The 23,464-nt window shown below is 44.7% G+C and carries 22 protein-coding genes; 16 read left to right on the forward strand and 6 right to left on the reverse strand.

Going from position 1 to position 23,464, the window contains the following annotated elements; all coding sequences use genetic code 11:
* Positions 1-51 precede the first annotated feature (51 nt).
* The 3 genes from L1D22_RS14665 (at position 52) to L1D22_RS14675 (ending at position 2,920) form a co-directional block, all read left to right on the forward strand.
* On the forward strand, positions 52-849 hold the full coding sequence (locus tag L1D22_RS14665; RefSeq protein ID WP_239830328.1) for a Cof-type HAD-IIB family hydrolase: 798 nt from the start codon (positions 52-54) through the stop codon (positions 847-849).
* A gap of 180 nt (positions 850-1,029) precedes the next feature.
* The gene (locus tag L1D22_RS14670) at positions 1,030-1,677 is read left to right on the forward strand and encodes a DsbA family oxidoreductase (RefSeq protein WP_239830329.1); all 648 of its coding nucleotides are present in this window, start codon (positions 1,030-1,032) and stop codon (positions 1,675-1,677) included.
* A 34-nt stretch (positions 1,678-1,711) separates the two neighbouring features.
* On the forward strand, positions 1,712-2,920 hold the full coding sequence (locus L1D22_RS14675) for a crosslink repair DNA glycosylase YcaQ family protein (RefSeq protein ID WP_239830330.1): 1,209 nt from the start codon (positions 1,712-1,714) through the stop codon (positions 2,918-2,920).
* 61 nt (positions 2,921-2,981) lie between these two features.
* Here the strand turns inward: L1D22_RS14675 and L1D22_RS14680 are convergent, their stop codons facing one another.
* Positions 2,982-3,920, reverse strand: a complete 939-nt coding sequence (locus tag L1D22_RS14680; protein ID WP_239830331.1) for a LysR substrate-binding domain-containing protein — start codon at positions 3,918-3,920, stop codon at positions 2,982-2,984.
* 106 nt (positions 3,921-4,026) lie between these two features.
* On the opposite strand from L1D22_RS14680, the gene L1D22_RS14685 reads away from it, so the two are divergent.
* From L1D22_RS14685 to L1D22_RS14700, 4 genes are all read left to right on the forward strand, one after another.
* A complete protein-coding gene (locus L1D22_RS14685) occupies positions 4,027-4,341 on the forward strand; it encodes an antibiotic biosynthesis monooxygenase (protein WP_239830332.1) in 315 nt (104 codons plus the stop codon).
* Between the two features lie 3 nt (positions 4,342-4,344).
* Positions 4,345-5,319, forward strand: a complete 975-nt coding sequence (locus L1D22_RS14690) for a Gfo/Idh/MocA family oxidoreductase (protein WP_239830333.1) — start codon at positions 4,345-4,347, stop codon at positions 5,317-5,319.
* A gap of 198 nt (positions 5,320-5,517) precedes the next feature.
* Positions 5,518-5,856 (forward strand): Fis family transcriptional regulator, encoded by a 339-nt coding sequence (locus tag L1D22_RS14695; RefSeq protein WP_239830334.1) that lies wholly within the window; start codon positions 5,518-5,520, stop codon positions 5,854-5,856.
* Between the two features lie 442 nt (positions 5,857-6,298).
* Complete coding sequence (locus L1D22_RS14700) at positions 6,299-8,530, forward strand: hypothetical protein (RefSeq protein ID WP_239830406.1); 2,232 nt, start codon at positions 6,299-6,301, stop codon at positions 8,528-8,530.
* 71 nt (positions 8,531-8,601) lie between these two features.
* Here the strand turns inward: L1D22_RS14700 and L1D22_RS14705 are convergent, their stop codons facing one another.
* Positions 8,602-9,063 (reverse strand): hypothetical protein, encoded by a 462-nt coding sequence (locus tag L1D22_RS14705; protein WP_239830335.1) that lies wholly within the window; start codon positions 9,061-9,063, stop codon positions 8,602-8,604.
* A 180-nt stretch (positions 9,064-9,243) separates the two neighbouring features.
* Positions 9,244-10,002: a DeoR/GlpR family DNA-binding transcription regulator gene (locus L1D22_RS14710; protein WP_239830336.1), complete on the reverse strand. Its 759-nt coding sequence runs from the start codon at positions 10,000-10,002 to the stop codon at positions 9,244-9,246.
* A 280-nt stretch (positions 10,003-10,282) separates the two neighbouring features.
* On the opposite strand from L1D22_RS14710, the gene ltnD reads away from it, so the two are divergent.
* The 8 genes from ltnD (at position 10,283) to L1D22_RS14750 (ending at position 19,640) form a co-directional block, all read left to right on the forward strand.
* Positions 10,283-11,197, forward strand: coding sequence for an L-threonate dehydrogenase (ltnD, locus tag L1D22_RS14715; RefSeq protein ID WP_239830337.1), 915 nt, complete (start codon positions 10,283-10,285; stop codon positions 11,195-11,197).
* A gap of 2 nt (positions 11,198-11,199) precedes the next feature.
* Positions 11,200-12,456, forward strand: coding sequence for a 3-oxo-tetronate kinase (gene otnK / locus L1D22_RS14720; protein ID WP_239830338.1), 1,257 nt, complete (start codon positions 11,200-11,202; stop codon positions 12,454-12,456).
* Positions 12,457-12,467: 11 nt separating this feature from the next.
* A complete protein-coding gene (locus tag L1D22_RS14725; RefSeq protein WP_239830339.1) occupies positions 12,468-13,115 on the forward strand; it encodes an aldolase in 648 nt (215 codons plus the stop codon).
* Entirely contained in the window at positions 13,115-13,891 is a 777-nt protein-coding gene (gene otnI, locus L1D22_RS14730) for a 2-oxo-tetronate isomerase (RefSeq protein ID WP_239830340.1), read from the forward strand. The genes L1D22_RS14725 and otnI overlap by 1 nt, the downstream gene beginning before the upstream one ends.
* 178 nt (positions 13,892-14,069) lie before the next feature.
* Positions 14,070-15,524 (forward strand): SLC13 family permease, encoded by a 1,455-nt coding sequence (locus L1D22_RS14735; protein ID WP_239830341.1) that lies wholly within the window; start codon positions 14,070-14,072, stop codon positions 15,522-15,524.
* Between the two features lie 113 nt (positions 15,525-15,637).
* The gene (locus L1D22_RS14740; protein ID WP_239830342.1) at positions 15,638-16,810 is read left to right on the forward strand and encodes a glycerate kinase; all 1,173 of its coding nucleotides are present in this window, start codon (positions 15,638-15,640) and stop codon (positions 16,808-16,810) included.
* Between the two features lie 288 nt (positions 16,811-17,098).
* Positions 17,099-18,550, forward strand: coding sequence for a catalase (locus tag L1D22_RS14745; RefSeq protein WP_239830343.1), 1,452 nt, complete (start codon positions 17,099-17,101; stop codon positions 18,548-18,550).
* 217 nt (positions 18,551-18,767) lie between these two features.
* Positions 18,768-19,640, forward strand: coding sequence for a patatin family protein (locus tag L1D22_RS14750; protein WP_239830344.1), 873 nt, complete (start codon positions 18,768-18,770; stop codon positions 19,638-19,640).
* Positions 19,641-19,740: 100 nt separating this feature from the next.
* On the opposite strand, the gene L1D22_RS14755 is transcribed toward L1D22_RS14750, so the two are convergent.
* The 3 genes from L1D22_RS14755 to L1D22_RS14765 all read right to left on the reverse strand — a co-directional run bounded on the left by L1D22_RS14755 (position 19,741) and on the right by L1D22_RS14765 (position 22,154).
* Positions 19,741-20,736 (reverse strand): 2-hydroxyacid dehydrogenase, encoded by a 996-nt coding sequence (locus tag L1D22_RS14755; RefSeq protein ID WP_239830345.1) that lies wholly within the window; start codon positions 20,734-20,736, stop codon positions 19,741-19,743.
* A gap of 222 nt (positions 20,737-20,958) precedes the next feature.
* Entirely contained in the window at positions 20,959-21,291 is a 333-nt protein-coding gene (locus tag L1D22_RS14760) for a DUF1971 domain-containing protein (RefSeq protein WP_239830346.1), read from the reverse strand.
* Positions 21,292-21,353: 62 nt separating this feature from the next.
* On the reverse strand, positions 21,354-22,154 hold the full coding sequence (locus tag L1D22_RS14765; RefSeq protein ID WP_239830347.1) for a ferredoxin--NADP reductase: 801 nt from the start codon (positions 22,152-22,154) through the stop codon (positions 21,354-21,356).
* Between the two features lie 339 nt (positions 22,155-22,493).
* Here L1D22_RS14765 and L1D22_RS14770 point away from each other — a divergent pair, with 339 nt between their 5' ends.
* Complete coding sequence (locus tag L1D22_RS14770) at positions 22,494-23,438, forward strand: acyltransferase (protein WP_239830348.1); 945 nt, start codon at positions 22,494-22,496, stop codon at positions 23,436-23,438.
* Positions 23,439-23,464 lie beyond the last annotated feature (26 nt).

Consider the following 23,464-nt stretch of genomic DNA (forward strand, 5'->3'; position numbering starts at 1 on the left):
AACGAAAATCATAATTTAGATTTTAATTTTTACTTATAGGTAAGCCCTGAAATGCCACAACAGAACATCAAATTTATCGCTGCTGATATGGACGGCACTCTGCTAAATGAACACGGAAAGCTAGACCCTGAATTCTTCAATCTTTATGAGCGACTCGAAGCTCAAGACATCATTTTTGCTGCGGCATCGGGTCGACAGTACTACAGCTTGATGGAGACATTTGCTCCGTTAAAAGATCGCATGATGTTTGTTGCTGAAAACGGCACATTGGTGATGCACAAAGGCCAAGAGCTTTACAGCTGCTTGCTTGATACTGATGCCATCAAAGACATCATCAAAGAAGCGCGTGCCATTGAAGGTGCACATGTGGTGCTGTGTGGTAAGAAATCGGCATACATCGAAACCAAAGACGAACGTGCTTTAGAGGAGATCTCTAAGTACTACCATCGCCGCGAGCAAGTAGAAGATTTACTGGCGGTAGAAGATGAATTCATCAAAGTTGCTATCTGCCATTTCGACGGTTCACAAGAGAAAGTGAACCCAAGCATCGATGCCAAGTTTGGTGACAATTACCAAGTGGTTGTGAGTGCAAAAATTTGGTTGGATGTGATGAATGCCGAGGCTTCAAAAGGGGCGGCAATCAAACATCTACAAAAAACACTAGGTTTCACTTACGAGCAGACGATGAGTTTTGGTGATTACCTGAATGACTACGAAATGCTCAAAGAGAGCTACCACTCTTACGCAATGGAAAACGCACATCCTAAGCTGAAAGAGATCGCACGTTTTGGCGCGCCAAGTAACGTCGATGCAGGTGTATTCCAAGTGCTTGAGAAACTGCTAGCGTAACGCGGTTAAGCTCCATCTGATTTTTATCAAAGCCGACTCACTAACATGAGTCGGCTTTTTTGTTGGCTAATGGTGCATCGAGTTAAATTTGAACGAGTGTTCAGTTTGTTGTAGGCTGATCAGAAAGATGGGTATCCACTTCGAATTGGATACGCCTTAGCAACGATATTTGGAAAGATTATGAGCAAGAAACTTCAACTCGATATTATTTCTGACGTAATGTGCCCGTGGTGCGTGGTCGGCTACAAAAACTTAGAGCAAGCTGTTTCTGAGCTTGGCTTAGAACAACAGATTGAACTTGAATGGCAGCCGTTTGAGTTGAATCCAGACATGCCGCAAGAGGGTGAAAACCTGCGTGACCACATCATGAGAAAATACGGTTCAAGTGCAGAAGAAAGCCAACGATCACGTGAGCAACTGGCTGCTCGCGGCAAAGCGGTTGGGTTCGATTTCAATTTCTATGACAGTATGAGAATGGTGAATTCACGTCACCTACATGTGCTGCTTGATTTTGCGCTCGCGCACGGTAAACAGACTGAGTTAAAGCTACGCTTCTTTACTGCGCACTTTTCAGAGCAGAAAGATCTGTCTGATCTTGAAGTGATTGCACAAGAACTTGGAGCGGTTGGCTTAGACTCAGCGAAGGCACTGAAACGCTTGAAGAACATCGACAACTTAAAGCAAATTGAAGCGCAAGAGTTTGAATGGCAACGCATGGGCATCTCTGCGGTACCTACCGTGGTATTCAATCGCAAGAGTGCAGTGACAGGCGCGCAGACGGTCGAAACGTATAAGCAAATCCTTCAAGAGCTTATTGCGGAATCATAAGCCGATCATTGGTATCAATTAGAGTCTGAATTTCATGGAATCACTTTCACTCGCACAAGCACAAAAAATTGTACTGCTTTCGCAAAAGCTGCCACCTAAGAAGCTGCCGCCTAAAAAGCAACGTAATGGTGGCGCTTTGGCGAACACGCTGTCAGCGATTGAAAACCTTGGCTATGTACAAATTGATACCATCTCCGTGATTCAGCGAGCTCACCACCACACGCTTTGGAATCGCAATCAAGACTACCAACTGAAACATTTGGATAAGCTGTTAGAGCGTCGAGAGGTGTTTGAGTATTGGTCGCACGCCGCCGCGTATTTACCCATGCGAGATTACCGCTTCAGCCTGCATCGAAAGAATGGGTTTGCGAGCGGTAAGCTTAAGCATTGGTATAAAAAGGATGACGCACTTATGGCGCATGTTCTCAAACGTATTGAGAGCGAAGGGCCATTGATGGCGAAAGACTTTGAAGGGGATAGACCCAACCCCGGCGGGTGGGGTGGTAAACCGGCTAAACAGGCGCTAGAAACTTTGTTTATGCAAGGTGACTTAATGGTGCCAAGCCGAGTGAACTTTCATAAGGTGTATGACCTAACCGAGCGAGTTTTGCCGAGTGGCATTGATACCTCTGAACCAACGGAACAAGAGTATATCGAGCATCTGATCACGCGTTATTTAGAAGCGAATGGTGTGGGAATCGCATCGGAAATGAGCTATCTCCTTAAGAACACCAAACCACTGATTCAGAAAACACTCCAGCAGATGCTTGAAGATAAACAAGTCGTGAAAGTGGATGTTCAAGGTTCTGATTATCATGTGCTGCCTAATGCGTTTGAACTGCTGAATCAGCCTCTATCTCGAACCAAATTAAAGATACTGTCTCCGTTCGATAACCTGTTGATTCAACGTAAGCGAATGCAATCACTGTTCAACTTTGATTATCTTCTTGAGTGTTATGTTCCTGAAGCCAAGCGCCAGTTTGGTTACTTCAGTTTGCCGATTTTGTGGCAAGGTGAGCTGGTGGCACGAATGGATTGCAAGGTCGATAGAAATAGTGGCTTACTCAATATTCGCAACTTGGTTGTGGAAGAGCGAATCAAAAACCATGCATCATTAATTCATGCCTTATGCGATGAGCTTAAACACTTCATGGTGTTCAACCAATGTGATGAGATGGTCGTCCATAACACCACGCCTTCTGATCTTGGCAAGCGTTTGATGAGTCATTGGCAAACGGTCTAGCGCTTATCGTTGCTTTAGGCTTTAGTTACTCAGAGCACCTGAGTTACTCAGATCATTCTAGTTATTTAGAAAGTTCAGCCAACAAGAACTCGACAAAGGTTCTGTTCTTTAAAGACAGTTGCTTGGTTTTGTAGAGCAAGTGAATCGGCTTAGGTAAAGGTGCCATGCCGGGTAGTATTTCTAATAGCGCTCCACTCTCTATCTCTTCTGACACTAAAATAGTTGGTTGCAATAACACGCCCACGCCTTGCAGGGCGGCATATCGCAATACATCTCCATTATTCGACATCAAACGCACTTGTCCTTTATTCACCGCGCTATGTGTGGCTTGGTGGTTCTGAGGGGCTAGGAGTTGCGTTTCACTGCTTTGTGCACTCCGCGTTTGTGTATCTCGACCACTCACATCGCGACGGCTGCTATAACTGAATCCAAGCGATGGGTGTTGTGCGAGATCTTCCAACACACGAATCTCTGCATGTTGGTTAAGGTACTCTGGAGCCGCGCAATAACACATCTCATAATCCCCTAAATATCTGGCGACTAAACTGGAGTCAGACAGGTCACCAATTCGCACAATCAAATCAATATCGGAGGAATAGGGATCGACAAGATCGTTGTTCAACACGAGTTCGACATTAATCGTTGGGTGATTCGCAAGGAACTTCGCCACTATTGGGGCAAGCACCTTGTTCCCATAGGTGACCGGGCAGTTTATTTTTACCGTGCCTTGAGGTTGGTTTTCTAAGGTTTGAATCAGGTTTTCAGCATTGCTGATGTCTTCAAGAATTCGCTTACATTCTCGATAATAAAGCTGACCTGAATCGGTTAGAGACTGCTTACGTGTAGTGCGATGAATCAGTTGAGAGTTGAGGCTCGATTCAAGATGATGGACATGTTTACTGATCATAGTCGCCGATAGGTTGAAGTGGTTGGCGGCACTGCGAAAGCTGCCTTGCTCCACCACGTAAACGAAGACTTTCATGCTGGTTAACTTATCCATTAAACACTCTTGGTTGATAAATAATAAACAAAAGGTGAGTTTATCAATTATTAGGGGTTAATTATATTAATGGCAAATCGATAATTAACTAAAATAAGAGCGTGAAATGCCTCAAACGAATGAAACCATCTTTGTCACTGCTGAACTTAAGATTAAAACCAACATTGAACGCGAGGCTGCAGTTGAAGCCATCGAACAGTTTTGCTTAGACATGCAGAGCGAATCGGGCTGCCTACAAGCAATAGCAACCTATGATCAAAACCAAAGCGACCGCGTGATCTTGTTGGAACAATACGTGAACCGTGAAGCGATCAATCAGCACTTTGGAATGCCTCACACGCAAGCGTTTATCGAGCGTGATATTACCGAGTTAGTTCAAGCGTTCGAAACGCAGCTTGAATCAAAAGAGCAGGAGAAGTAAGCCATGAAATGGGGAATCCTAGGAACCAGCTTTATCTCAGGTGTTATGGCAGATGCGATTAAAGGCGATGCTCAAAGTGAACTGTATGCCGTTGCTGGTCGCACAGAGAAAACACTCAATGAGTTTGCGGGGCAGTATCAACCAACACGAACCTTCAACAGCTATGAAGCCTTGATTGAAGATGAGTCGGTCGACATTATCTACATCGCTTTACCAAACCACGTTCACCACGAATACGTGATTAAAGCTGCTCAAAAAGGCAAAGCGATTCTTTGTGAAAAATCGTTATCGGTTGATATGGAAAAAACCGAACAAGCTCTGCAAGCGGTGAAAGAAGCGGGTGTATTTTTCGCAGAAGGTTTGATGTACTTGAATCATCCATTGATCGCCAAGCTTCATCAAGAACTGGCAACTGGTGAGATTGGTGAAGTGCGTTCAATTCAAGGCTCATACGTTGCTGCGATTGATCAATTCGTGAACCCTGCGAGCAAGGGTGCACTGTACAACTTGGGTTGTTATCCAATGTCGCTGATTCACTCTGTCGTACAACACCAGTTTGGTGAGAGTGTGTTTGATGATGTGCAGATCTCAGCAATCGGTCGACGAGGCCAAGATGGCAATATCTGTGAATCGTCGGCGATGATGCGCTTCAACGACCGCTTCACCGCGCAAATCCACACCGCAGAAGATCACGGCTTAAAGCACGGCTTCACGATTTTAGGCAGCAAAGGTTGCATCACGCTCGACACCAACCCATGGCTACCGACCGAAGAAAATACATTCACGGTTGAGATCTATGAAACATCTAAACGTGAAGTAAAAGTCGAAGCGCAAGGCGATGGTTTCCATTATCAAGTGCGCAATATCCGCCAAGCGGTTGAGCAAAGTGAAACACAACTTGCAGCGCCAATGACGACCCATCAAGACTCTCGCGTAATCATGAAGTTACTGACTGATTGGGAACAAGCGGCGAGCTAGTGTCTTAGTCAATTCTATGTTCGCCTCATACTTGGTAGCCTCGCAAGCTATCAAGAGTGAGGTGTTTTTTTAATCCCTCTCCCCCATTATCCTCAATAAATACTTTGCATTTGAAACAGCCACAGTGTCCAATATCGGTTAAGACAATATGGACTGAAAAACCTTATATTTTAAGGTGTTAAATAGGAATTTTGCTACATGCGTAAATCAGATAAGAAGATCGAAAATCAGATCAGAGACGTGTTAACCGACGTGTGTGAAGATACGTTGAAAGGCTACGACGGTTTTCTTTGGGTGACTCATACGGTCAATTTTTCTTCTTTTCCACAAAGCTTAAAAATCGTCTGTGTATTCAACACCAATCAAGACAGGACGAATTTCCTAGAGGGAGAAGGCCAACAGGAAGTCTCAATGACTATCCAAAAGGCGTTCGGCCAGGTAGGAATTACACTGAAGAATATTGATAAACACGTCAGCTACGATACACAAGAAAATTGCGACCGTGACCATCAAGGGAAGTGGAATAAGAGGCTTTAGGGAGCGTTGTCATCCTTCCTGTTTAGATCTCCGAGACTAGCTTATCCAAATTGAGCTTCAACTTTGTAGCGTTCAAACTGAGATTCGATACAGCAAATCCAAGCCCTGTTCTGAGTTCTAGGCTCGATAACCTTTCATATCCCAAAGCGTATTATTCTCTTTTTGAGAAAATCTGAGCTGATTTTTCGTCAGCAGAAGAAACTTGGTTTCCAAATAAAATTTAAATCACAAAAATGTATCTTTTCCTCAAGGTTATGATTTTGAATCGACATTTGCTCATTTTCCTTACCACCGATGAAACAAGACAGACGAGCACTTGAACAATGCAGCAATGTAGTCGATACTTTTTTTCGTATTTTGATTCCTAAATTGACACGTAAGTTGGCTGACTTTTCGTCTCGTATTTTTGAGTAACGACAGTATCGATTAGGAAAACTGAATGATGAACCCCTACATTTTATGGTTGCTAGCACTCATTCCATTCTACCTAACCGCTAGTAACGCTTTTGCTGCCGGTAAAGCGATTGTATTACCCGGATCACATCAACAAGGTGTCGACTTAAGCGATTCGCCAATGTCGGCAACGGATGTTATTGATTGGGAAATCACAAACAATGATATCGTGTTTGGCTCTTATGCAGACAAAGCCGACAACGAGCGAATTACTGCGATTGGTTACATGTACAACCAAAAGTTGGAGATAAACTCTGGCTGGTTAGAAAACGATCTTCGCAATAACGCAGTGCTAAACGGTGCCAATTATGAAGACTTCTTTCTGCATTTCGCTGAAGACACGGTGATTGCCGAAGTCGACAAAAGCCACGGTGAAAATACCCTTCTTAATCGAAAACCTATGATCGTCGGTTACACCGCAAGTGAAGACCATGCGGGATTTTTGCTCTATCAACAACCGCCTTGGGACGCGGATGTGTTTGAAAACTTCGAGCAAGGCGGTGCGCTTTATGTGTATCACGCAGAGCAGTTCGATAGGCTGACACTGAAGTTCTCTCAGTTTGCCAATGGTGGTCAGTTTTGGCTTGAGTATCCAACAGAAGTTGACGCCCATGGGCAGGTATCACAATGGTCTGTGTTGGATTTGAAGAAAGACAAAACCCTCAATATGACCAAGAACCAATCTGTACTGTGTAACCTACCATCTGATTGGGTAAGGGCGACAACTCATGATGGCAGTGGCGCTAGCTATGGCGGAGGTCAGTATTTTGGTTCTAATTTTGTGCGCGACGGCGGGCGTCTGTATGTGATGAGAATTCGTTGGCAGGGTGATAACGCCAACGACAGACCGCGCCTTAAAGAAGTGAAGCTCAGAAACAGCTTTCCTGTGGTGAAGCTAACCGATGCGCCTGAAACAACGCCTGATGGAAATGTTATTAGCCAGTGGCGTAAGATCCGTGGTTTTGATGTGTCTGCCGACTTGAATCAAGACAACTACTTGTCACAAAGTGAGTATAAAAATCGCACCAATAAAAATGCCACTGCTCGATTTCGATGGGAGTCGCGCGTGGTGCCATTTGGCCGAATGTGGAGTCAGAGCTCGTCATGGGCGCTAGCTAATGTCGCCAACCTCAATTACCTATCGGCGGTTCATGCTTATTATCAGCAAAACTGGGCAGAGCAGGGGCTAAATGGTGCTTATAACGATGACACTAACAAACTGCTTGGGGGAAACCAGTTTTATGTTCACTCCGGTGGCACGGTGCAAGAGCTTGGATTGGTGGTGGGTTCTACCGAGGCTGATGATCTTTATAAAGCGCAATTCTCTGCCTTCTTAAAAAACCTCGCAACTCTCAATCGTGATGCCTTGATAGGCTTGAATATTGGGACAGCCAACTTACTTGGGCGTAATGGTCAATCTCACCTTGTGGAAGCAGGCTCTTTATATTTCAGGGAGCATTATGTATTCCCATCGACTGGTTTTAGCGGCTATTCGGGTATCTCCAAGTTTTGGGATAACTCGGCATTGGCGTATGCCGAGCAAAGCGTGATCTTTCAAGCAACAACGCGCTTCGGTCGTGTTCAGTTCTTTGGTGGTTCTGAACAAAACTGGCGACAAGACCAATACTCAGCATTGGCGATTTATTACTTGAATCACCATTCACAACACAGCTATTTCAACCAGTGGAACAATGGTTATGTTTATGGGAGTGACAACACCACAGCGGATAACTTTTGGAAGGGTGGTGTGCCAAAAAATGTCGCTTATCAACCAAGTGCGCTATTGGCGGTTGATTTGGGCGAACCGAGCAATCTCATTCCCGAAGGCTTTGACGCCATTACCTTGATGCTTTCGACAACTACGCCTGTACCCGCGGATTACACCATTGTGGGTGATTCATCGATGAATGAAATGGTACATGCAGACTTACCCGATGGAGTGACACACGTATTGCCGACGTATACCTATTTCTTGCATCAGTCTGAGCGGTTAGTCGTGGCTGGTGGCCCTGAAGATATGGTGTTGGCGAGAGAGTTCGATAAGGGTCGAGTGTTGTACCGAACGGATTTCCACGGTAAGAACGTGAGCTTTTATGAGGCAGAGAAGCTGACGATTGTATTGGACACGGCAATGAAGCCTGTCGATGCAAACGGCAACGTCGGAGAGTATGTCACGCAAATAGAGATAGGTGGCTATGAAGGGCTGTTCTTACTTTATTAGAACGATATTGAAAGTGATTGCACTTGTTGAGAGGGCTTCTTTTCGCGGAAGCCCTTACCATGAAATCTAAGCTAGGTTCTTGAGATTAGCTTGTTGTTTTTGCACTGTTTGAACTCTTTGGCTATCCATGACTTTTCATTCAAACCATTGTCAATTAAGGCAAATAGATAACCATCAACCTTGCTTGAAGCGGTTGGGTATTCTTGAAATACATGCTTGGGATAGCCCGGGTAATTCGTCTCATATTTGTTGTCTAGTTGCTTGCCTAGCTCTCGCCATTTAACGAATAGTTCTGAAGAAGAGGTTGGTTTTTTGTATTGGCCTAAAATCCGATGATGATGGACTAATGCCACTTTGGCGCAGTGGTTGGTTTGTACTACCTTCTGTATGAGCTCTGCTTGTGTCTCGCTTATTGTTTTCGCTAATGCATTTTCTTGTTCGATGCGCTCTATTCGCTCACCAAAGGTTTCAGCGTGCGTAGAAAAGATAACAGAAATGGGTAAAACCAATGCCAAAAGGCGCTTGCAGAACATAACCTAACTCGTTGAATGGATTCATGACTATTATGCCGTTGAGTAACAATATAATTAGCGAATAAACACGCTTAATTGTAAGAATTATTTTTATCGAGTGGATTAATAAATGCTTTCTCGAGTGAAGTATTCAGGCTCTGAATGGTAATGCGTGAGCCTGAATTTTTGTGGCGATATTCGTTATGAATTAATGACTTTGATCCCTTTGTCTTGTAGCTCGTCAATGACGCTGTTAGGTAGGTTAATATCAGTAATTATGCCATTAAGCGCATCCATATCTAAAGCGTGGAAGCTGGCAATGCGTCCGTATTTGGTTGAATCTGAAATGAGATAATTAGTGTGGGCTGCTTGAACAATAGCTTGTTTCACTAATACCTTATTTTCACAAGGCGTTGAGAGTCCCTTTAGATTCCAAGATGAAGAAGAGATAAACGCGATGTCGATATTCATACCTGCTAAGAACTCAGCTACTTTACCGCCGATACTGGACTGATTTTCGCGATCAATCTTTCCACCAGTATGGTAGATTTCCGACTGAGTGTTGTTCATCAGGTAAGCTGCAATTGCAAAATCATTGGTGATAATCAACAGGTCGTTTCTTCCAGCAAGATGGTGGGCGATTTCTAGTGAAGTTGTGCCTGCATCCAGATAAATAGTAGAGAATTCCGGCACAAGCTGTGCGGCAAGTAGGCCGATTTGAGCCTTCTCATCAGCTTGTTGCTCTACCTTTATGTCATGTGACAACTCGCTGTGAAGTGCTTTGGTAAGTTGAACACCACCGGAAACAGAAATGACTTTTCCTGATGTTTCTAACTTCACGATATCCCGACGAATAGTCATATGAGATACCTCTAAGTGCTCTACGAGCTCAGAGATACTGATCACTTCTTGGTGTGACAGCAGGGATAAAATGGTTCTCTGACGTTCAGCTGGGATCATGTTCTTTCTTCTATATTCTTATTTTTCATCATCCTATCAACCTTTCCCTACTTTGTGAATATCTGTGAATATCTGTTGTAAATGAGTTATTAAAACTGCGATAGCGAACAAAAGTGCCCTTAATGAATGCCTAGAAAGGGGTAAATTACCTCTTGGTGTTAAATTTTGTTAAAAGTGTGACTTATCACTAAGTCGCATTCGGTTTCTTCACATATAATCACAAACATAAACAATAATTAACAAATCTAGAATTCAATAATTACGTGAAAGGCATCTTGTTATGAGTGAAGTTCAATCTGTTGGTGTTATCGGTTTAGGTTCAATGGGCATGGGCGCAGCTAAATCATGTGTACGTGCAGGGCTTGATGTATATGGTTTCGATTTGAATCCACAAGCGCTTGAAACTTTGGGTGAATATGGCGCCAAAGCGGTATCAACAAGTGCGCTTGAGTTTGCAGACAAACTCGATTCTGTTTTGGTACTGGTTGTGAATGCGGCTCAAGTTAATACCGTACTTTTTAAAACAGGCTTAGCAGCAGCACTAAAACCTAATACACCAGTTATGGTCTCGGCAACAATTTCAGCGGAAGACGCAAAGCAGATTGAAGCTCAGCTATCTGAGTATGATCTTGTGATGCTTGACGCACCTGTTTCAGGTGGTGCAGTAAAAGCAGAAGCCGGTGAAATGACTATCATGGCTTCAGGTGCGATTACTACATTCGAGGCATTGGCTCCTGTACTCGATGCGACGGCGGCAAAAGTTTACAACATCGGTGAAGCTATTGGCCTTGGTGCGACGGTAAAGATCATCCACCAATTACTTGCAGGTGTTCACATTGCTGCAGGCGCTGAAGCAATGGCATTAGCAGCTCGCGCGAATATCCCTCTCGATCTGATGTACGACGTTGTGACTAACGCAGCGGGTAACTCGTGGATGTTCGAGAATCGTATGAAGCACGTTGTTGATGGTGATTACTCTCCAAAATCTATGGTCGATATCTTCGTAAAAGATTTGAACTTGGTATCGGATACCGCTCAAGACCTAAAATTCCCGCTTCCACTATCAAGTGCAGCACTGAATATGTTTGTAAGTGCGAGTAATGCTGGCTTTGGTCAAGAAGACGATAGCGCAGTAATCAAAGTGTTCCAAGGCATTGACCTACCGGGTGTGAACACACCAAAAGTGGAGAAGTAATCATGTTATTAGGTGTTATTGCAGACGATTTTACAGGTGCAACAGACATTGCCGGTTTCTTGGTTGAAAACGGGATGCGCACTATTCAATTGAACGGCATTCCGACGGGTGATTTTGATGCTTCAGCCGATGCGGTCGTGATCAGCCTTAAATCTCGCTCTTGCCCAGTAGATGAAGCGGTAACCGACTCGGTGACTGCGCTTAAATGGCTTCAATCCCAAGGCTGCCAACAGTTTTACTTCAAATACTGCTCGACGTTCGACAGCACTGCTGAGGGAAATATCGGTCCCGTAACCGATGCACTCTTGGCTGAACTTGGCGAATCTTTCACTATGGTTTGCCCTGCATTACCTGTTAATGGTCGCACGGTTTACAACGGTCACCTGTTTGTTTTTGGTGAGTTATTAAGTGATTCAGGCATGCGTAATCACCCAGTTACACCAATGACAGATTCAAGTGTCGTTCGCATGATGGATGCGCAATCAGAGGGTGTTTCTGGCTTGGTTAACTTCCAAACCATTGAACAAGGCTCTGAGGCAGTCACCGCTCGTTTTGATGAACTAAAAGCTCAAGGCAACCGCTATGCGGTCGTTGATGCTTTTAATGCTGAGCACTTGGTGACGTTAGGCCAAGCCGCTAAATCTCTGAAGTTAATCACAGGTGGTTCAGGCTTAGCAGCGGGCATCGCAAAAAACTGGACTGAACATCTTGCTGACCAAAGCGACGCAAAAAACGCAGGTAGCCCAATAAAAGCGCCAACGGTTGTGTTCTCGGGTTCTTGCTCGGTAATGACTAATCAACAAGTTACGGCTTACAAGCAACTCGCTCCTCATTTCGCTATCGACGTGAAGGCATGCTTAACCAACGACAAATACGCCAATGAAGTATTCGATTGGGTGATGACTAACAACCAAGGTGAGCTTGCTCCTTTGGTGTATGCAACTGCGGATGCGGCTGCACTGAAAGCTATTCAAGAAGAATACGGTGCACAAGCTTCAAGCCATGCCGTAGAACAGTTCTTTAGCCAGTTAGCTATCAAGCTACAGCAACATGGCGTGAAAAATTTCATCGTTGCTGGTGGTGAAACCTCAGGTGTTGTGACGCAAAGTTTAGCGGTTAAAGGTTTCCATATCGGTCCTCAAATCGCACCGGGTGTGCCTTGGGTTAAATCGGTTGAAGGTGAGCTTTCACTAGCACTTAAATCGGGCAACTTTGGTGACGAGAATTTCTTCGCTAAAGCGCAATCATTCTTTTCATAAGCGAGATTCAGATGAGTAAAGTTTTGATGAACGAGCAGCAGTTAAGAGAGCAAATGGTAACGCTCGCTCGTTCGATGTTCGAACGAGGTTACGCGACAGGCGGTGCGGGCAATCTCTCTATCAAATTACCTAATGGGCACTTTTTGGCAACACCAACTGGCTCTTCATTTGGTCGTCTTGTCGCTGAGGAATTGTCGGTCGTTGATATTGATGGCAACCATATATCAGGTAAGAAACCGTCAAAAGAAGCTGCGTTCCACCTAGCGATTTATAGAAACAACGCAGAGTGCAATGCGATTGTGCACTTGCACTCAACATACCTGACTGCACTTTCATGCCTTGAAGGGTTGGATCGCAACAACGCGATCAAGGCATTTACTCCGTACTTTGTGATGCGAATTGGTGAGCTACCTGTGATTCCTTACTTGCGCCCAGGAGATCCTCAGATCGCCCAAGAGCTTGCAAAGCGAGCTGGCGACTACCGAGCCTTTTTGTTGGCGAATCATGGTCCAGTAGTAACAGGCACTGATTTCATTGATGCAGTGGACAATGCAGAAGAGCTAGAAGAGACCGCTAAGTTAGCGTTTTTACTGAAAGACAAAGACATCCGTTACCTCACTGATGAAGAAGTGACGGATTTAAAAGGGAGAGGCAAATAATGGCTAAATTCGCAGCAAACCTAACCATGCTATTTACAGAAGTGCCATTTTTGGAGCGTTTCGAGAAAGCACACCAAGCTGGTTTTAAAGCGGTGGAATACTTATTCCCTTACGCGTTTGAAGCTGAAGAACTGGCAGAAAAAATGCAGAAATTTGGTTTTGAACAAGCGCTTTTCAATATGCACTCAGGTGATTGGGATGCAGGTGAACGTGGCTTTGCAGCGATTCCCGGCCGTGAAGATGAGTTTAAAGCCAGTGTTGATACAGCGCTTATGTACGCTAAAGCTCTGAAGTGCAAAAAAGTCCATGCGATGTCTGGTTTATTGGATGAGAACTTTACTAAGCAGCAACACATCGACACCTTCATCTCCAATATTCGATTTGCTGCCGATAAGTTTGTTGAGCAAGGCATTGAACTGATGATTGAACCTCTTAATAACCGCGATGTTCCGAACTATTTTGTGGCGCACCAACGTGAAGCTGTTGAGCTAATCAAGTTGGTTAACAGACCTAATGTGAAGCTACAACTGGACCTCTACCATGCACAGATTATGGATGGTGACCTGAGCACTTTGATTCGCGAAGTTGCTGCTTATACCGGTCATATTCAGATCGCTTCGGTACCTGAAAGACATGAGCCTTCCGAGGGCGAACTGAACTACCCACACCTCTTTAGTGTTTTGGATGATTCAGGTTACCAAGGCTGGATTGGCTGTGAATACAACCCAAGAGGAACGACTGAAGAGGGGCTAGGCTGGGTAAAAAGTTACCTTTAATTCAGTATGAAGGGCGTTGTTCCAGCAAGACTTATACAAGTAAACACTGATGTAGATAACACGGCTTATAAATAAGCTAAAGCATAACGATAGAGTGCAATGGGTGACCCCGATATCACCCATATGCACCACCCTACAACTTTCATAAAAATGAAGAAAGAGACAAAGGAATATAAAAATGGATGGAGCACTGATAGGCATTGTAATTGGCATCTTAGCCATGATGGGTATGATCATTAAAACGAGAATCCCAGTTGCACTTGCTATGATTATTGCCAGTATCATCATGGGTCTGTTTGCTGGTATGGCACCAACAGAGTTGATTAATGCAATTAAAGCCGGTTTTGGTGGTGTACTTGGTGGCATTGGTTTGATTATCGCGTTCGGCGTAATCATGGGTGCATGTTTCGAACGTTCTGGAGCTGCTGTTCGAATGGCAAAAACGTTTGTAAAACTGTGTGGCAAAGGTCGTGAAGACTTAGCACTAGGTTTTACAGGGGTGCTTGTCGCTATCCCAGTTTTCTGTGACTCTGCGTACATCATCTTACACTCTCTTGTTCGCGCAATTTCACGAGACACGGGTAAATCAGCCGTTGGTTTAGGCGTTACCCTAGCTCTAGGCCTACTGATTACTCACGCACTTGTGCCACCAACACCAGGCCCAGTTGCAGTAGCCGGTATTCTTGGCGTCGACCTAGGTGAATACATGCTGTGGGGCTTGATGGTATCTGTTCCTATGATGCTGCTATCTATGATCTACATCCGTCGTGTAGGTAACGAATACTACCGCGTACCAAATGGTGAAACATGGATCACTAATCAAGCTGATTGGGCAAACCTTGAGAAAGTAAAAGAGACAGACGACAAAGAATTACCAAGTAACTTCTTATCATTTGGTCCAATCCTTCTGCCAATCGCATTCATCCTAATCAACACGCTTGTTGGCCAAGGTGACACTGCAATGCATACCGTTATTTCACTCATTGGTAACCCAGTGGTTGCTGTTGGTATCGGTGTTCTTATGGCGCTATACGGTCTTACTCGTCACATTGAGCGTAAAGACATGGTTAGCTCAATGGATGACGCGTTATCTACTACAGGTCTAATTCTTGTGGTGACCGGCTGTGGTGGTGCAATGGGCGCTGTTCTTAAAGCCTCTGGTGCTGGTCCTCAAGTTGCAGAAGCTATCGCGAGCAGTGGTATTCCACCGCTACTAGTACCGCTAGCCATTGCTTCAATGCTTCGTTTGATTCAAGGTTCAGCAACGGCATCAATGATGGTTGCAGCAACGATGACGCTGCCTCTAGTAGAAACGTTACGTTTAGACCCTGTATTCGTAGCTTTAGCTTGTGCTGTAGGCCCTGTTGGCTTCTCTCACCTGAACGATTCGTACTTCCACATCATCAACCGTACGCTAGGGATTACTGAACTAGCCGACCAAATCAAGATCTGGTCTGTCTCTTCAACCATCGCATGGGCGATTGGTGCAAGCATCATCATGGTTCTAAACTTGGTGTTTGGTAAAGGCGGTACACTGATTGATCCACTGATTCCAATTGCAGTTTTAGCAGCAGTATTTATCTGGCTAAAAGGCAAAGAGAAATCACAAGTAAAGACAGCCGTTACTAACTAATACCGCTTACCTTTATATACTGCCCCTATTGCTTGATTGGCTTGCTAATCTGACATAGGGGCATTTTTGGATCGGCAACCCATCAAAATTATTATTCCTTTGGATTTATCAGTATGAAAATTGTTATTGCACCAGACTCGTTTAAAGAATCTTTATCGGCGGTATCGGTGGCGGCGTGTATTGAAAAGGGCTTTCGTGAAATCTTCCCTGACGCTGACTATGTGACCTTGCCTTTAGCCGATGGCGGTGAAGGTACTGTTGATGTGTTGCTGCAAGGTTTAGTGGGGCAGAAGCGACCCCACCAAGTAGAAGGGCCACTGGGTGAACTTGTAAACGCTGAATGGGCAATGCTTGAACCGTCAGCGCGTAATCCAAACAAAACCGCACTGATTGAGATCGCCGCAGCATCTGGGTTGGATTTACTGACTCCAGCCCAACGAGATCCTTTGGTTGCCTCTTCTTTCGGTACTGGGCAACTGATATTAGAAGCGATAGAACAGGGCGCTCAAACCATTATTCTTGGATTAGGTGGCAGCGCGACCAACGATGGTGGAGCGGGTATCGTTCAAGCGCTAGGTGGGAGACTGTCAGATAATGCAGGGCAAGAGCTTAGCCGAGGTGGTGCTGCGCTAGCGGAGTTAGCATCTATTGATCTTACCGATCTAGATTCACGCTGTGCGGATATCGAATTGATTGTCGCGTGTGATGTCGATAATCCGCTGTGTGGTGAAAACGGTGCCAGCCATATATTCGGTCCACAAAAAGGCGCAAGCCCAGAACAAGTTGTGATGCTGGATAAAGCGCTTGCGAACTTTGCTCAAGTAGCTGAGATGCAGAGTTGTGTTAGTGGCGATGAACCCGTTCACAAGCGCACTGGTTATGGCGCGGCTGGTGGCACGCCTATGGGACTTGGTTTGCTATTCAATATGCAGATTAAACCTGGTATTGAGATGGTACTCGATGTTTTACAAGCTGATGAAGTATTAAAGGGTGCAGACCTTGTGATTACCGGCGAAGGGCAAATGGACAACCAAACCCTGCAAGGAAAAACACCTTATGGCATTGCTAAACGTGCGAGCTTGCAAGGTATTCCGACTATAGGGATTGCCGGGTCATTAGGCACAGAAGTCGAAGCCTTATATGGTGAAATGAGCAGCTTGTTCGGGACGGTAAGATCGCCACAAACTTTAGAAAAAGTATTACAAGAGGCAGAGCTTAACTTAACGAGAACGGCAAGAAATATCGCTGCGACTTTACGGATAGGTCACAAAATATCGCAAAATTAGTGAGTTATGATGAGAAAGGGAGAACCTTAGAACTAGTTCATGAAGTCATGTAAGTTTATGATTATTATGCTCTAAATATGATTGTCAATATTGAATGATTATGATTTAGATCATTAATTCGATAGGCTTTATCCATGATAACGATAATTACAAACGATTATATTTTACTTTGAGTCAGGCTTATTCTATATCCTTAATTACTGCGTGGTTTTGTGTGATAAATAACCACCATACAGAAGTGAAGGTGCAGCAAAGATGCTGTACCTAAATGGTAATAAGGAATTGATGATGAGTAAAAAACTAACTACAGCTGCGGGTTGTCCTGTTGCTCATAACCAGAATGTTCAAACTGCGGGCAAACGTGGCCCACAACTTCTTCAAGATGTTTGGTTTTTGGAGAAGTTGGCCCACTTTGACCGCGAAGTGATTCCAGAGCGTCGTATGCACGCGAAAGGCTCAGGTGCTTATGGCACATTTACCGTTACACACGACATCACAAAGTATACCAAGGCAAAACTGTTCTCTGAAGTGGGTAAAGAAACCGACTTGTTTGCTCGTTTTACGACAGTAGCGGGCGAGCGTGGTGCGGCTGATGCAGAACGTGATATTCGTGGTTTTGCATTGAAGTTCTACACCGAAGAAGGTAATTGGGACATGGTGGGTAATAACACGCCTGTGTTCTTCTTACGTGACCCGCTTAAATTCCCAGATCTAAACCATGCCGTGAAACGCGACCCCCGCACTAACATGCGCAGCGCGAAGAACAACTGGGATTTCTGGACCTCTCTACCTGAAGCGCTTCACCAAATCACCATCGTGATGAGTGATCGTGGTATCCCTGCGACTTACCGCCATATGCACGGTTTTGGTAGCCACACATTCAGCTTTATTAACGCAGACAACGAACGTTTCTGGGTTAAGTTCCACTTCAAATCTCAGCAAGGTATTAAGAACTTGTCGGATGCAGAAGCGGCACAAGTGATCGGCGATGACCGCGAAAGTCACCAACGTGACTTGCTAGACAGCATCGATAACCAAGACTTCCCTAAATGGACACTGAAAGTACAAGTGATGCCAGAAGCGGACGCGGCGAAAGTACCATACAACCCGTTCGATCTAACTAAGATCTGGCCACACGCAGATTACCCATTGATTGAAGTAGGTGAGTTTGAATTGAACCGTAACCCGCAAAACTTCTTCGCTGAAGTTGAGCAGTCTGCATTCAACCCTGCAAACGTGGTACCGGGTATCAGTTTCTCACCAGACAAGATGCTACAAGGTCGCTTGTTTGCTTACGGTGATGCGCAGCGCTACCGTTTGGGTGTTAACCATCAGCATATCCCAGTGAACGCACCTCGTTGTCCTGTACACAGCTACCACCGTGATGGTGCGATGCGTGTTGACGGTAACTTTGGTAGCACACTAGGCTATGAGCCAAACAACGAAGGTCAATGGGCAGAGCAACCAGACTTTGCAGAACCAGCATTGAACTTGGATGGTGCGGCAGCGCACTGGGATCACCGCGAAGATGAAGATTACTTCTCACAACCGGGTGACCTATTCCGTCTAATGACACCAGAAAAACAAGCGATTCTGTTTGATAACACAGCTCGTAACCTAGGCGGCGTGCCTAAAGAGATTCAACTGCGTCACCTAAGACACTGTTACAAAGCCGACCCAGCATACGGCGAAGGCATTGGTAAATTGCTTGAAATCGATGTAAGCGAATTTAAGTCGTAATCAACAAACTTGATTAGCTAAATGAAAGGCCGTTGAGTGAATCACTCAATGGCCTTTTTTGATCTCGCGGCTCATCAAATCACCCTAAATCATTGAAAAATGGTGTTATTTTTATTAATAGCTTTTGCCTATCGAATTGATAAATCTATCCCATTATCTATATAAGACGGACGGGATTATCCTACGGCTATCAGTTTATAAAGTAGTAGAGTTTGAGATGAGTAAAAGCGCATTAATCGTTGAAGGTGGGGCAATGAGAGGCATCTTCGCAGCCGGAGTGTTGGACGCCTTTATGGAAGACGATTTCCGTCCTTATGATTTTGCCATTGGCGTATCTGCGGGCGTGTCCAATTTAGTTGGTTACTTATCTCAAGCGCCAAAACGCAGCTACAACGTGATCACCACGATGGCGACTGATAAAACCTTCTTCAACCCGGCTCGTTTTGCCAAGGGTGGTAACTTGGTAGATGTGAAGTGGTTATGGAATGAATCAAACCAACGCTACCCGCTTGATTGTGGTGAGATGTTTTCAAGTATCCCACTGATTGCCGCTGTGACTAATGTCGATACAGGCAGTGCCGATTACTATCATATTAAGCCAGAAAACCTTTCTAATGTGGTTGAAGCAACAACGGCTTTACCTATCGCTTACCGTGAAACTCCGTGTTTCTCTGGTGGCTGTTATACCGATGGTGGTGTTGCGGATTCGATTCCGGTTCGTGAAGCATACCGCCGAGGTGCGCGCGATATTACCGTGATTCTATCTCACCCACTTAGCTATCGAATGAAGCCGCAGAAGTATCAGTGGATGCTGAAAAAGCTGTTAAAGAAATTCCCAAATATTGCTGAATCGATGGCGGTGCGTGCTGAAAACTACAACCAGTCTTTAGAATTCATTCGTAACCCTCCAAAAGATGCGACCATCAAGGTGATTGCGCCACCGGAAACGTTCGCGGTTAAGCGACTCACTATGGATCAAAGTATCTTGGATGCAGGTTATGAGATGGGTGTGAAGGCAGGGGAAGAGCATCTGGCTATTCGAAAAGGTACCTATGGACTAGACATCGAGGATTGCCACTTCTGCATCTAGTTCTGCTTTCGATATTGGCATAAACCAAAAAGCCACGCTGTTCACTTCAGAATAGCGCGGCCTTGTATTTGTAGAGCTAGTTTGCTTTTAACTCAGTCCGTTATTGAACAAGTTCGTTGCCGCTGGTGTTGCCTGAAAAGAAAGCGTCAACGCTGGTTAGCGTTGTATTGGCAATGTTGAACAGAGCATCTTTGGTCAAGAAAGCTTGGTGACCTGTGAACAGCACGTTGTGACAAGCAGATAGGCGACGGAATACATCATCAACAATCACATCGTTAGACTTGTCTTGGAAGAACAGCTCTTTCTCGTTGTCGTAAACATCAAGGCCAAGCGCACCGATCTTACTCTGTTTTAGCGCTTCGATTGCTGCCGTTGAATCTAGCAGTTCACCACGGCTAGTGTTAACGATCATCACGCCATCTTTCATTTTCTCAAATGCAGTGGCATCTAATAGGTGGTAGTTCTCTTTACTCATCGGGCAGTGTAAAGAAATTACGTCAGACTCTTGATAAAGCTCATCCAGTTCCACGTATTTAGCACCCAGTTCAACGGCTAATGGGTTTGGATATGGGTCGTAGCATAAGATATTCATGCCCAAACCTTTCAGAATGCGCATCGTTGCTAAGCCAATCTTACCTGAACCAATCACACCCACGGTTTTACCGTGGAAGTTAAAGCCTACCAAGCCTTCAAGGGAGAAGTTCGCATCACGAGTACGTTGGTATGCCTTGTGTAGTTTACGGTTCAAACACATCATCATGCCGACAGTGTGCTCAGCTACCGATTCTGGTGAATAAGCCGGAACACGAACCACTTGCAGGCCAAACTCTTTGGCGGCGTCTAAATCGACTTTATCGAAGCCCGCGCAGCGCATTGCAATCAGTTTGGTGCCGCCTTGTGCAAGAATTTCTAGCACGTCTCGCGATAGGTCGTCGTTTACAAATGCACACACCACTTCATTGTCGTGCGCCATTTTCGCCGTGGTTGTAGTGAGGCGAAAATCATGGAAATGAAACTCAGCGTTGAGTTCGCCTTTCGCTAGGTTGAATGATTTTTCGTCGTATGATTTTGAGCTAAAAAAAGCAATGTTGAGCATGGCTTCCTCTCTTACCTAAAAAATGAATACCCCAATTATGTTTATTTGATAAGGGGTTAAAATTAACAGCTTTGTTCAGTGTGCTAGAGTTTATTTCTCTTGTCTATCACCATTAGTCATTGTAATTACTATGGTTATTTGGTTTTTAATCTTTACTTATTGAACACTAAAAATCACATTACGAAGTAGCTTGCTTATAAGTTCATCAATATCGAATGGATCTTACTTTCGAGTGTTGAACATTTTCTTGGTCTCTTTTTCTGACCAGAAGTTAATGTTGAATTGTGCGTCGTCACTCAGCTCTACGCGATGCCAATATTGAGGTGGACTAGTGGCAAATTGTCCAGCTTCAATCGTGATAACACTTTCTGGTTCTGTTGCTTCTGCATCAGCAAAACCATAGAAGGTCACCGTGCCTTCCATTACGCAGATCTGACCGAATACACCTTCTGCCGTATTGTGATGGTTAAGCAGCGCTGCTGGGATGTTGTCTGTAGTGAAAAACGGTGTTGAACGTTGGATTTTCCAATGTGACGGAATACGTAAATGACTCATATAAAACCTCTTGTCTGACAGTTCTTTGAAATGGGTACGTCTATGTTGTAGGTGAGCAACCTTTACCAGTAGTTCTCGCTACTGAATTGACCAGGCTTTCTGCGCAAGTGTTTTTCGAAACCTAAGCTGGTTAGCGCTTCACTTGTGTCACGAACCATTTGCGGATTGCCGCAAAGGTAGAAGAAGCTGCAGGTTTGATTGAAAGCGACAGACGCGGCTTGCTCAAGGTCGCCTCCAAGTAACAAGCTTGGGATTCGTCCGCGCAAAGTTCCGGTGACTGATTCTCTAGAAATAATTGGCACATATTTAAGCTTCCCTTGAAAGTGATCGACGAGTTGAGTGATACGGTCTCGATAAGTCAGGTCTTGTTCTGTTCTTACTGCATGAACCAGTACAAGGTTTTTGAATGAAGAGGCTTTGTCTGAAGCCAACTCATTCTGTTGTATCTGCATGCTCTCAAGCATTGAGATAAATGGGCCAACCGCGGTTCCGGTTGAAAGCATCCATAGATCGTCGGCGATCTCCGGGATCTCATCCAATGTCATGAAGCCGCTTGGGTCTTTGCCGACAAATATGTCATCGCCTGCCTTCAATTCATGAAGCTGAGGAGAGAGCTGACCGTTTTGATCCTTAATAATCAAAAACTCTAGATGCTGATGACCCTGCTCATGCTCCGGCGCATTCACCATGGAATAAGCACGTCTCACGAACTCATCCTCACTATTGAGCAAACCGAGCTTAGTAAACTGACCCGCCTGATAAGGGGAAACAGGAGCACTGACTTGGAGTGAGAATAATTGATCTGTCCATTCTGTCTTGTGTAGGACTTTTCCGGTTACCAAACCATGAGGAATATCTGTCATATCATCACCTTTAAGAAGAGAAGTTATCTCATTAAGGATACTCAACTATTTACACTTTGGAGTTGCATGTAGCATGCCAATAATGAGAATGCTTATCAATACTGGCTTAAGGGTTGAAATTAATTGTTTTTGTGTCAAAAAGACCTTTCTACCAATTGGTCTAAATGACTCATATATGTATTTATTGTTTGCGTAGGGCGTTGTTTTAGGGGATCTAGAGCCGAGCTTTATCAAAGTCTGCAGAGTGGTTTGACCCCTGAAGTATTGCACTAATAACTAAAGAGAATAATTTACAGATGCGTATAATGGCGGCTTTCGATCTCAATATAGCCGTGTTTTATGCTTGATAATCTTCGTATGGCCTTGAACGTGTTGTTCGTGACCATCAATACCGCAATGACTGCGTTTTCCGTGAGCTTCTTTGGCCTCATCAAACTGATCTTGCCAATCTCTGTTGTGCAAAAGTCGTGTACTCGTTTAGCTAACTTCACATTCTGGTGTTGGGCTTCGCTCAATCTTTGGATGTTAAATGTGAATAATGACATCGAGTGGCAAGTGGAAGGCGGGGAAGATATCTCGACTAAGCAGTGGTATTTGATGATGTCGAACCACCTGAGCTGGGCGGATATTGTGATTTTGTCTTCTATCTTGAAAGACAAGATGCCGATGACCAAGTTCTTCCTTAAGCATGAACTGCTGTATGTACCTTTTGTTGGCTTGGCCTGCTGGGGCTTGGATATGCCGTTCATGCGACGTCACTCACGTGAATTTTTACTGCGCAACCCAGAGCGTCGCAATGATGATTTCGATGCCATCAACAAAGCGTGTACTAAGTTCAAGCTAGCGCCGACAACATTGGTTAACTTTGTGGAAGGAACGCGTGCTAACCACGACAAACTGGCGACAGCGAAAACCCCTTACCGACACCTATTGAAGCCGAAAACCGGCGGTGTGGCGTTTGCTCTCTCTGCAATGGGCTCAATCTTAGATGGTATCGTGGATGTCACATTGGCTTACCCTGAAAACCAAGTTTCTCCATTTGAAGATATGCTGAAAGGCAAAATGACCAAGGTGGTGGTACGAATTAAATTGCACCCGATGGACGAGAACGTAAACGGTAATTACTTTGAAGATAAGGCGTTTAAACGTCGCTTTCACAGTTGGCTGAACAACACGTGGAAAGAGAAAGACGCCTATCTTGATACGGTTTATGGGGTTGATACGCCCTCTGAGGTTGAAACGACTGATGAGCCAGATGCGGTTCATAAGAAACAAGAACAGTAAATTCAACCAAATCGACAACATTTAAA

It is taken from the genome of Vibrio sp. Isolate34, assembly GCF_022397915.1.
In the GTDB taxonomy this organism is placed as follows: domain Bacteria; phylum Pseudomonadota; class Gammaproteobacteria; order Enterobacterales; family Vibrionaceae; genus Vibrio.

Bases quoted from the DNA above. Each gene is read 5' to 3' on its own strand.
- L1D22_RS14665 (WP_239830328.1), top strand. From the start codon at position 52: ATGCCACAACAGAACATCAAATTTATCGCTGCTGATATGGACGGCACT.
- L1D22_RS14670 (WP_239830329.1), top strand. From the start codon at position 1,030: ATGAGCAAGAAACTTCAACTCGATATTATTTCTGACGTAATGTGCCCG.
- L1D22_RS14675 (WP_239830330.1), top strand. From the start codon at position 1,712: ATGGAATCACTTTCACTCGCACAAGCACAAAAAATTGTACTGCTTTCG.
- L1D22_RS14680 (WP_239830331.1), bottom strand. From the start codon at position 3,920: ATGGATAAGTTAACCAGCATGAAAGTCTTCGTTTACGTGGTGGAGCAA.
- L1D22_RS14685 (WP_239830332.1), top strand. From the start codon at position 4,027: ATGCCTCAAACGAATGAAACCATCTTTGTCACTGCTGAACTTAAGATT.
- L1D22_RS14690 (WP_239830333.1), top strand. From the start codon at position 4,345: ATGAAATGGGGAATCCTAGGAACCAGCTTTATCTCAGGTGTTATGGCA.
- L1D22_RS14695 (WP_239830334.1), top strand. From the start codon at position 5,518: ATGCGTAAATCAGATAAGAAGATCGAAAATCAGATCAGAGACGTGTTA.
- L1D22_RS14700 (WP_239830406.1), top strand. From the start codon at position 6,299: ATGAACCCCTACATTTTATGGTTGCTAGCACTCATTCCATTCTACCTA.
- L1D22_RS14705 (WP_239830335.1), bottom strand. From the start codon at position 9,063: ATGTTCTGCAAGCGCCTTTTGGCATTGGTTTTACCCATTTCTGTTATC.
- L1D22_RS14710 (WP_239830336.1), bottom strand. From the start codon at position 10,002: ATGATCCCAGCTGAACGTCAGAGAACCATTTTATCCCTGCTGTCACAC.
- ltnD (WP_239830337.1), top strand. From the start codon at position 10,283: ATGAGTGAAGTTCAATCTGTTGGTGTTATCGGTTTAGGTTCAATGGGC.
- otnK (WP_239830338.1), top strand. From the start codon at position 11,200: ATGTTATTAGGTGTTATTGCAGACGATTTTACAGGTGCAACAGACATT.
- L1D22_RS14725 (WP_239830339.1), top strand. From the start codon at position 12,468: ATGAGTAAAGTTTTGATGAACGAGCAGCAGTTAAGAGAGCAAATGGTA.
- otnI (WP_239830340.1), top strand. From the start codon at position 13,115: ATGGCTAAATTCGCAGCAAACCTAACCATGCTATTTACAGAAGTGCCA.
- L1D22_RS14735 (WP_239830341.1), top strand. From the start codon at position 14,070: ATGGATGGAGCACTGATAGGCATTGTAATTGGCATCTTAGCCATGATG.
- L1D22_RS14740 (WP_239830342.1), top strand. From the start codon at position 15,638: ATGAAAATTGTTATTGCACCAGACTCGTTTAAAGAATCTTTATCGGCG.
- L1D22_RS14745 (WP_239830343.1), top strand. From the start codon at position 17,099: ATGAGTAAAAAACTAACTACAGCTGCGGGTTGTCCTGTTGCTCATAAC.
- L1D22_RS14750 (WP_239830344.1), top strand. From the start codon at position 18,768: ATGAGTAAAAGCGCATTAATCGTTGAAGGTGGGGCAATGAGAGGCATC.
- L1D22_RS14755 (WP_239830345.1), bottom strand. From the start codon at position 20,736: ATGCTCAACATTGCTTTTTTTAGCTCAAAATCATACGACGAAAAATCA.
- L1D22_RS14760 (WP_239830346.1), bottom strand. From the start codon at position 21,291: ATGAGTCATTTACGTATTCCGTCACATTGGAAAATCCAACGTTCAACA.
- L1D22_RS14765 (WP_239830347.1), bottom strand. From the start codon at position 22,154: ATGACAGATATTCCTCATGGTTTGGTAACCGGAAAAGTCCTACACAAG.
- L1D22_RS14770 (WP_239830348.1), top strand. From the start codon at position 22,494: ATGCTTGATAATCTTCGTATGGCCTTGAACGTGTTGTTCGTGACCATC.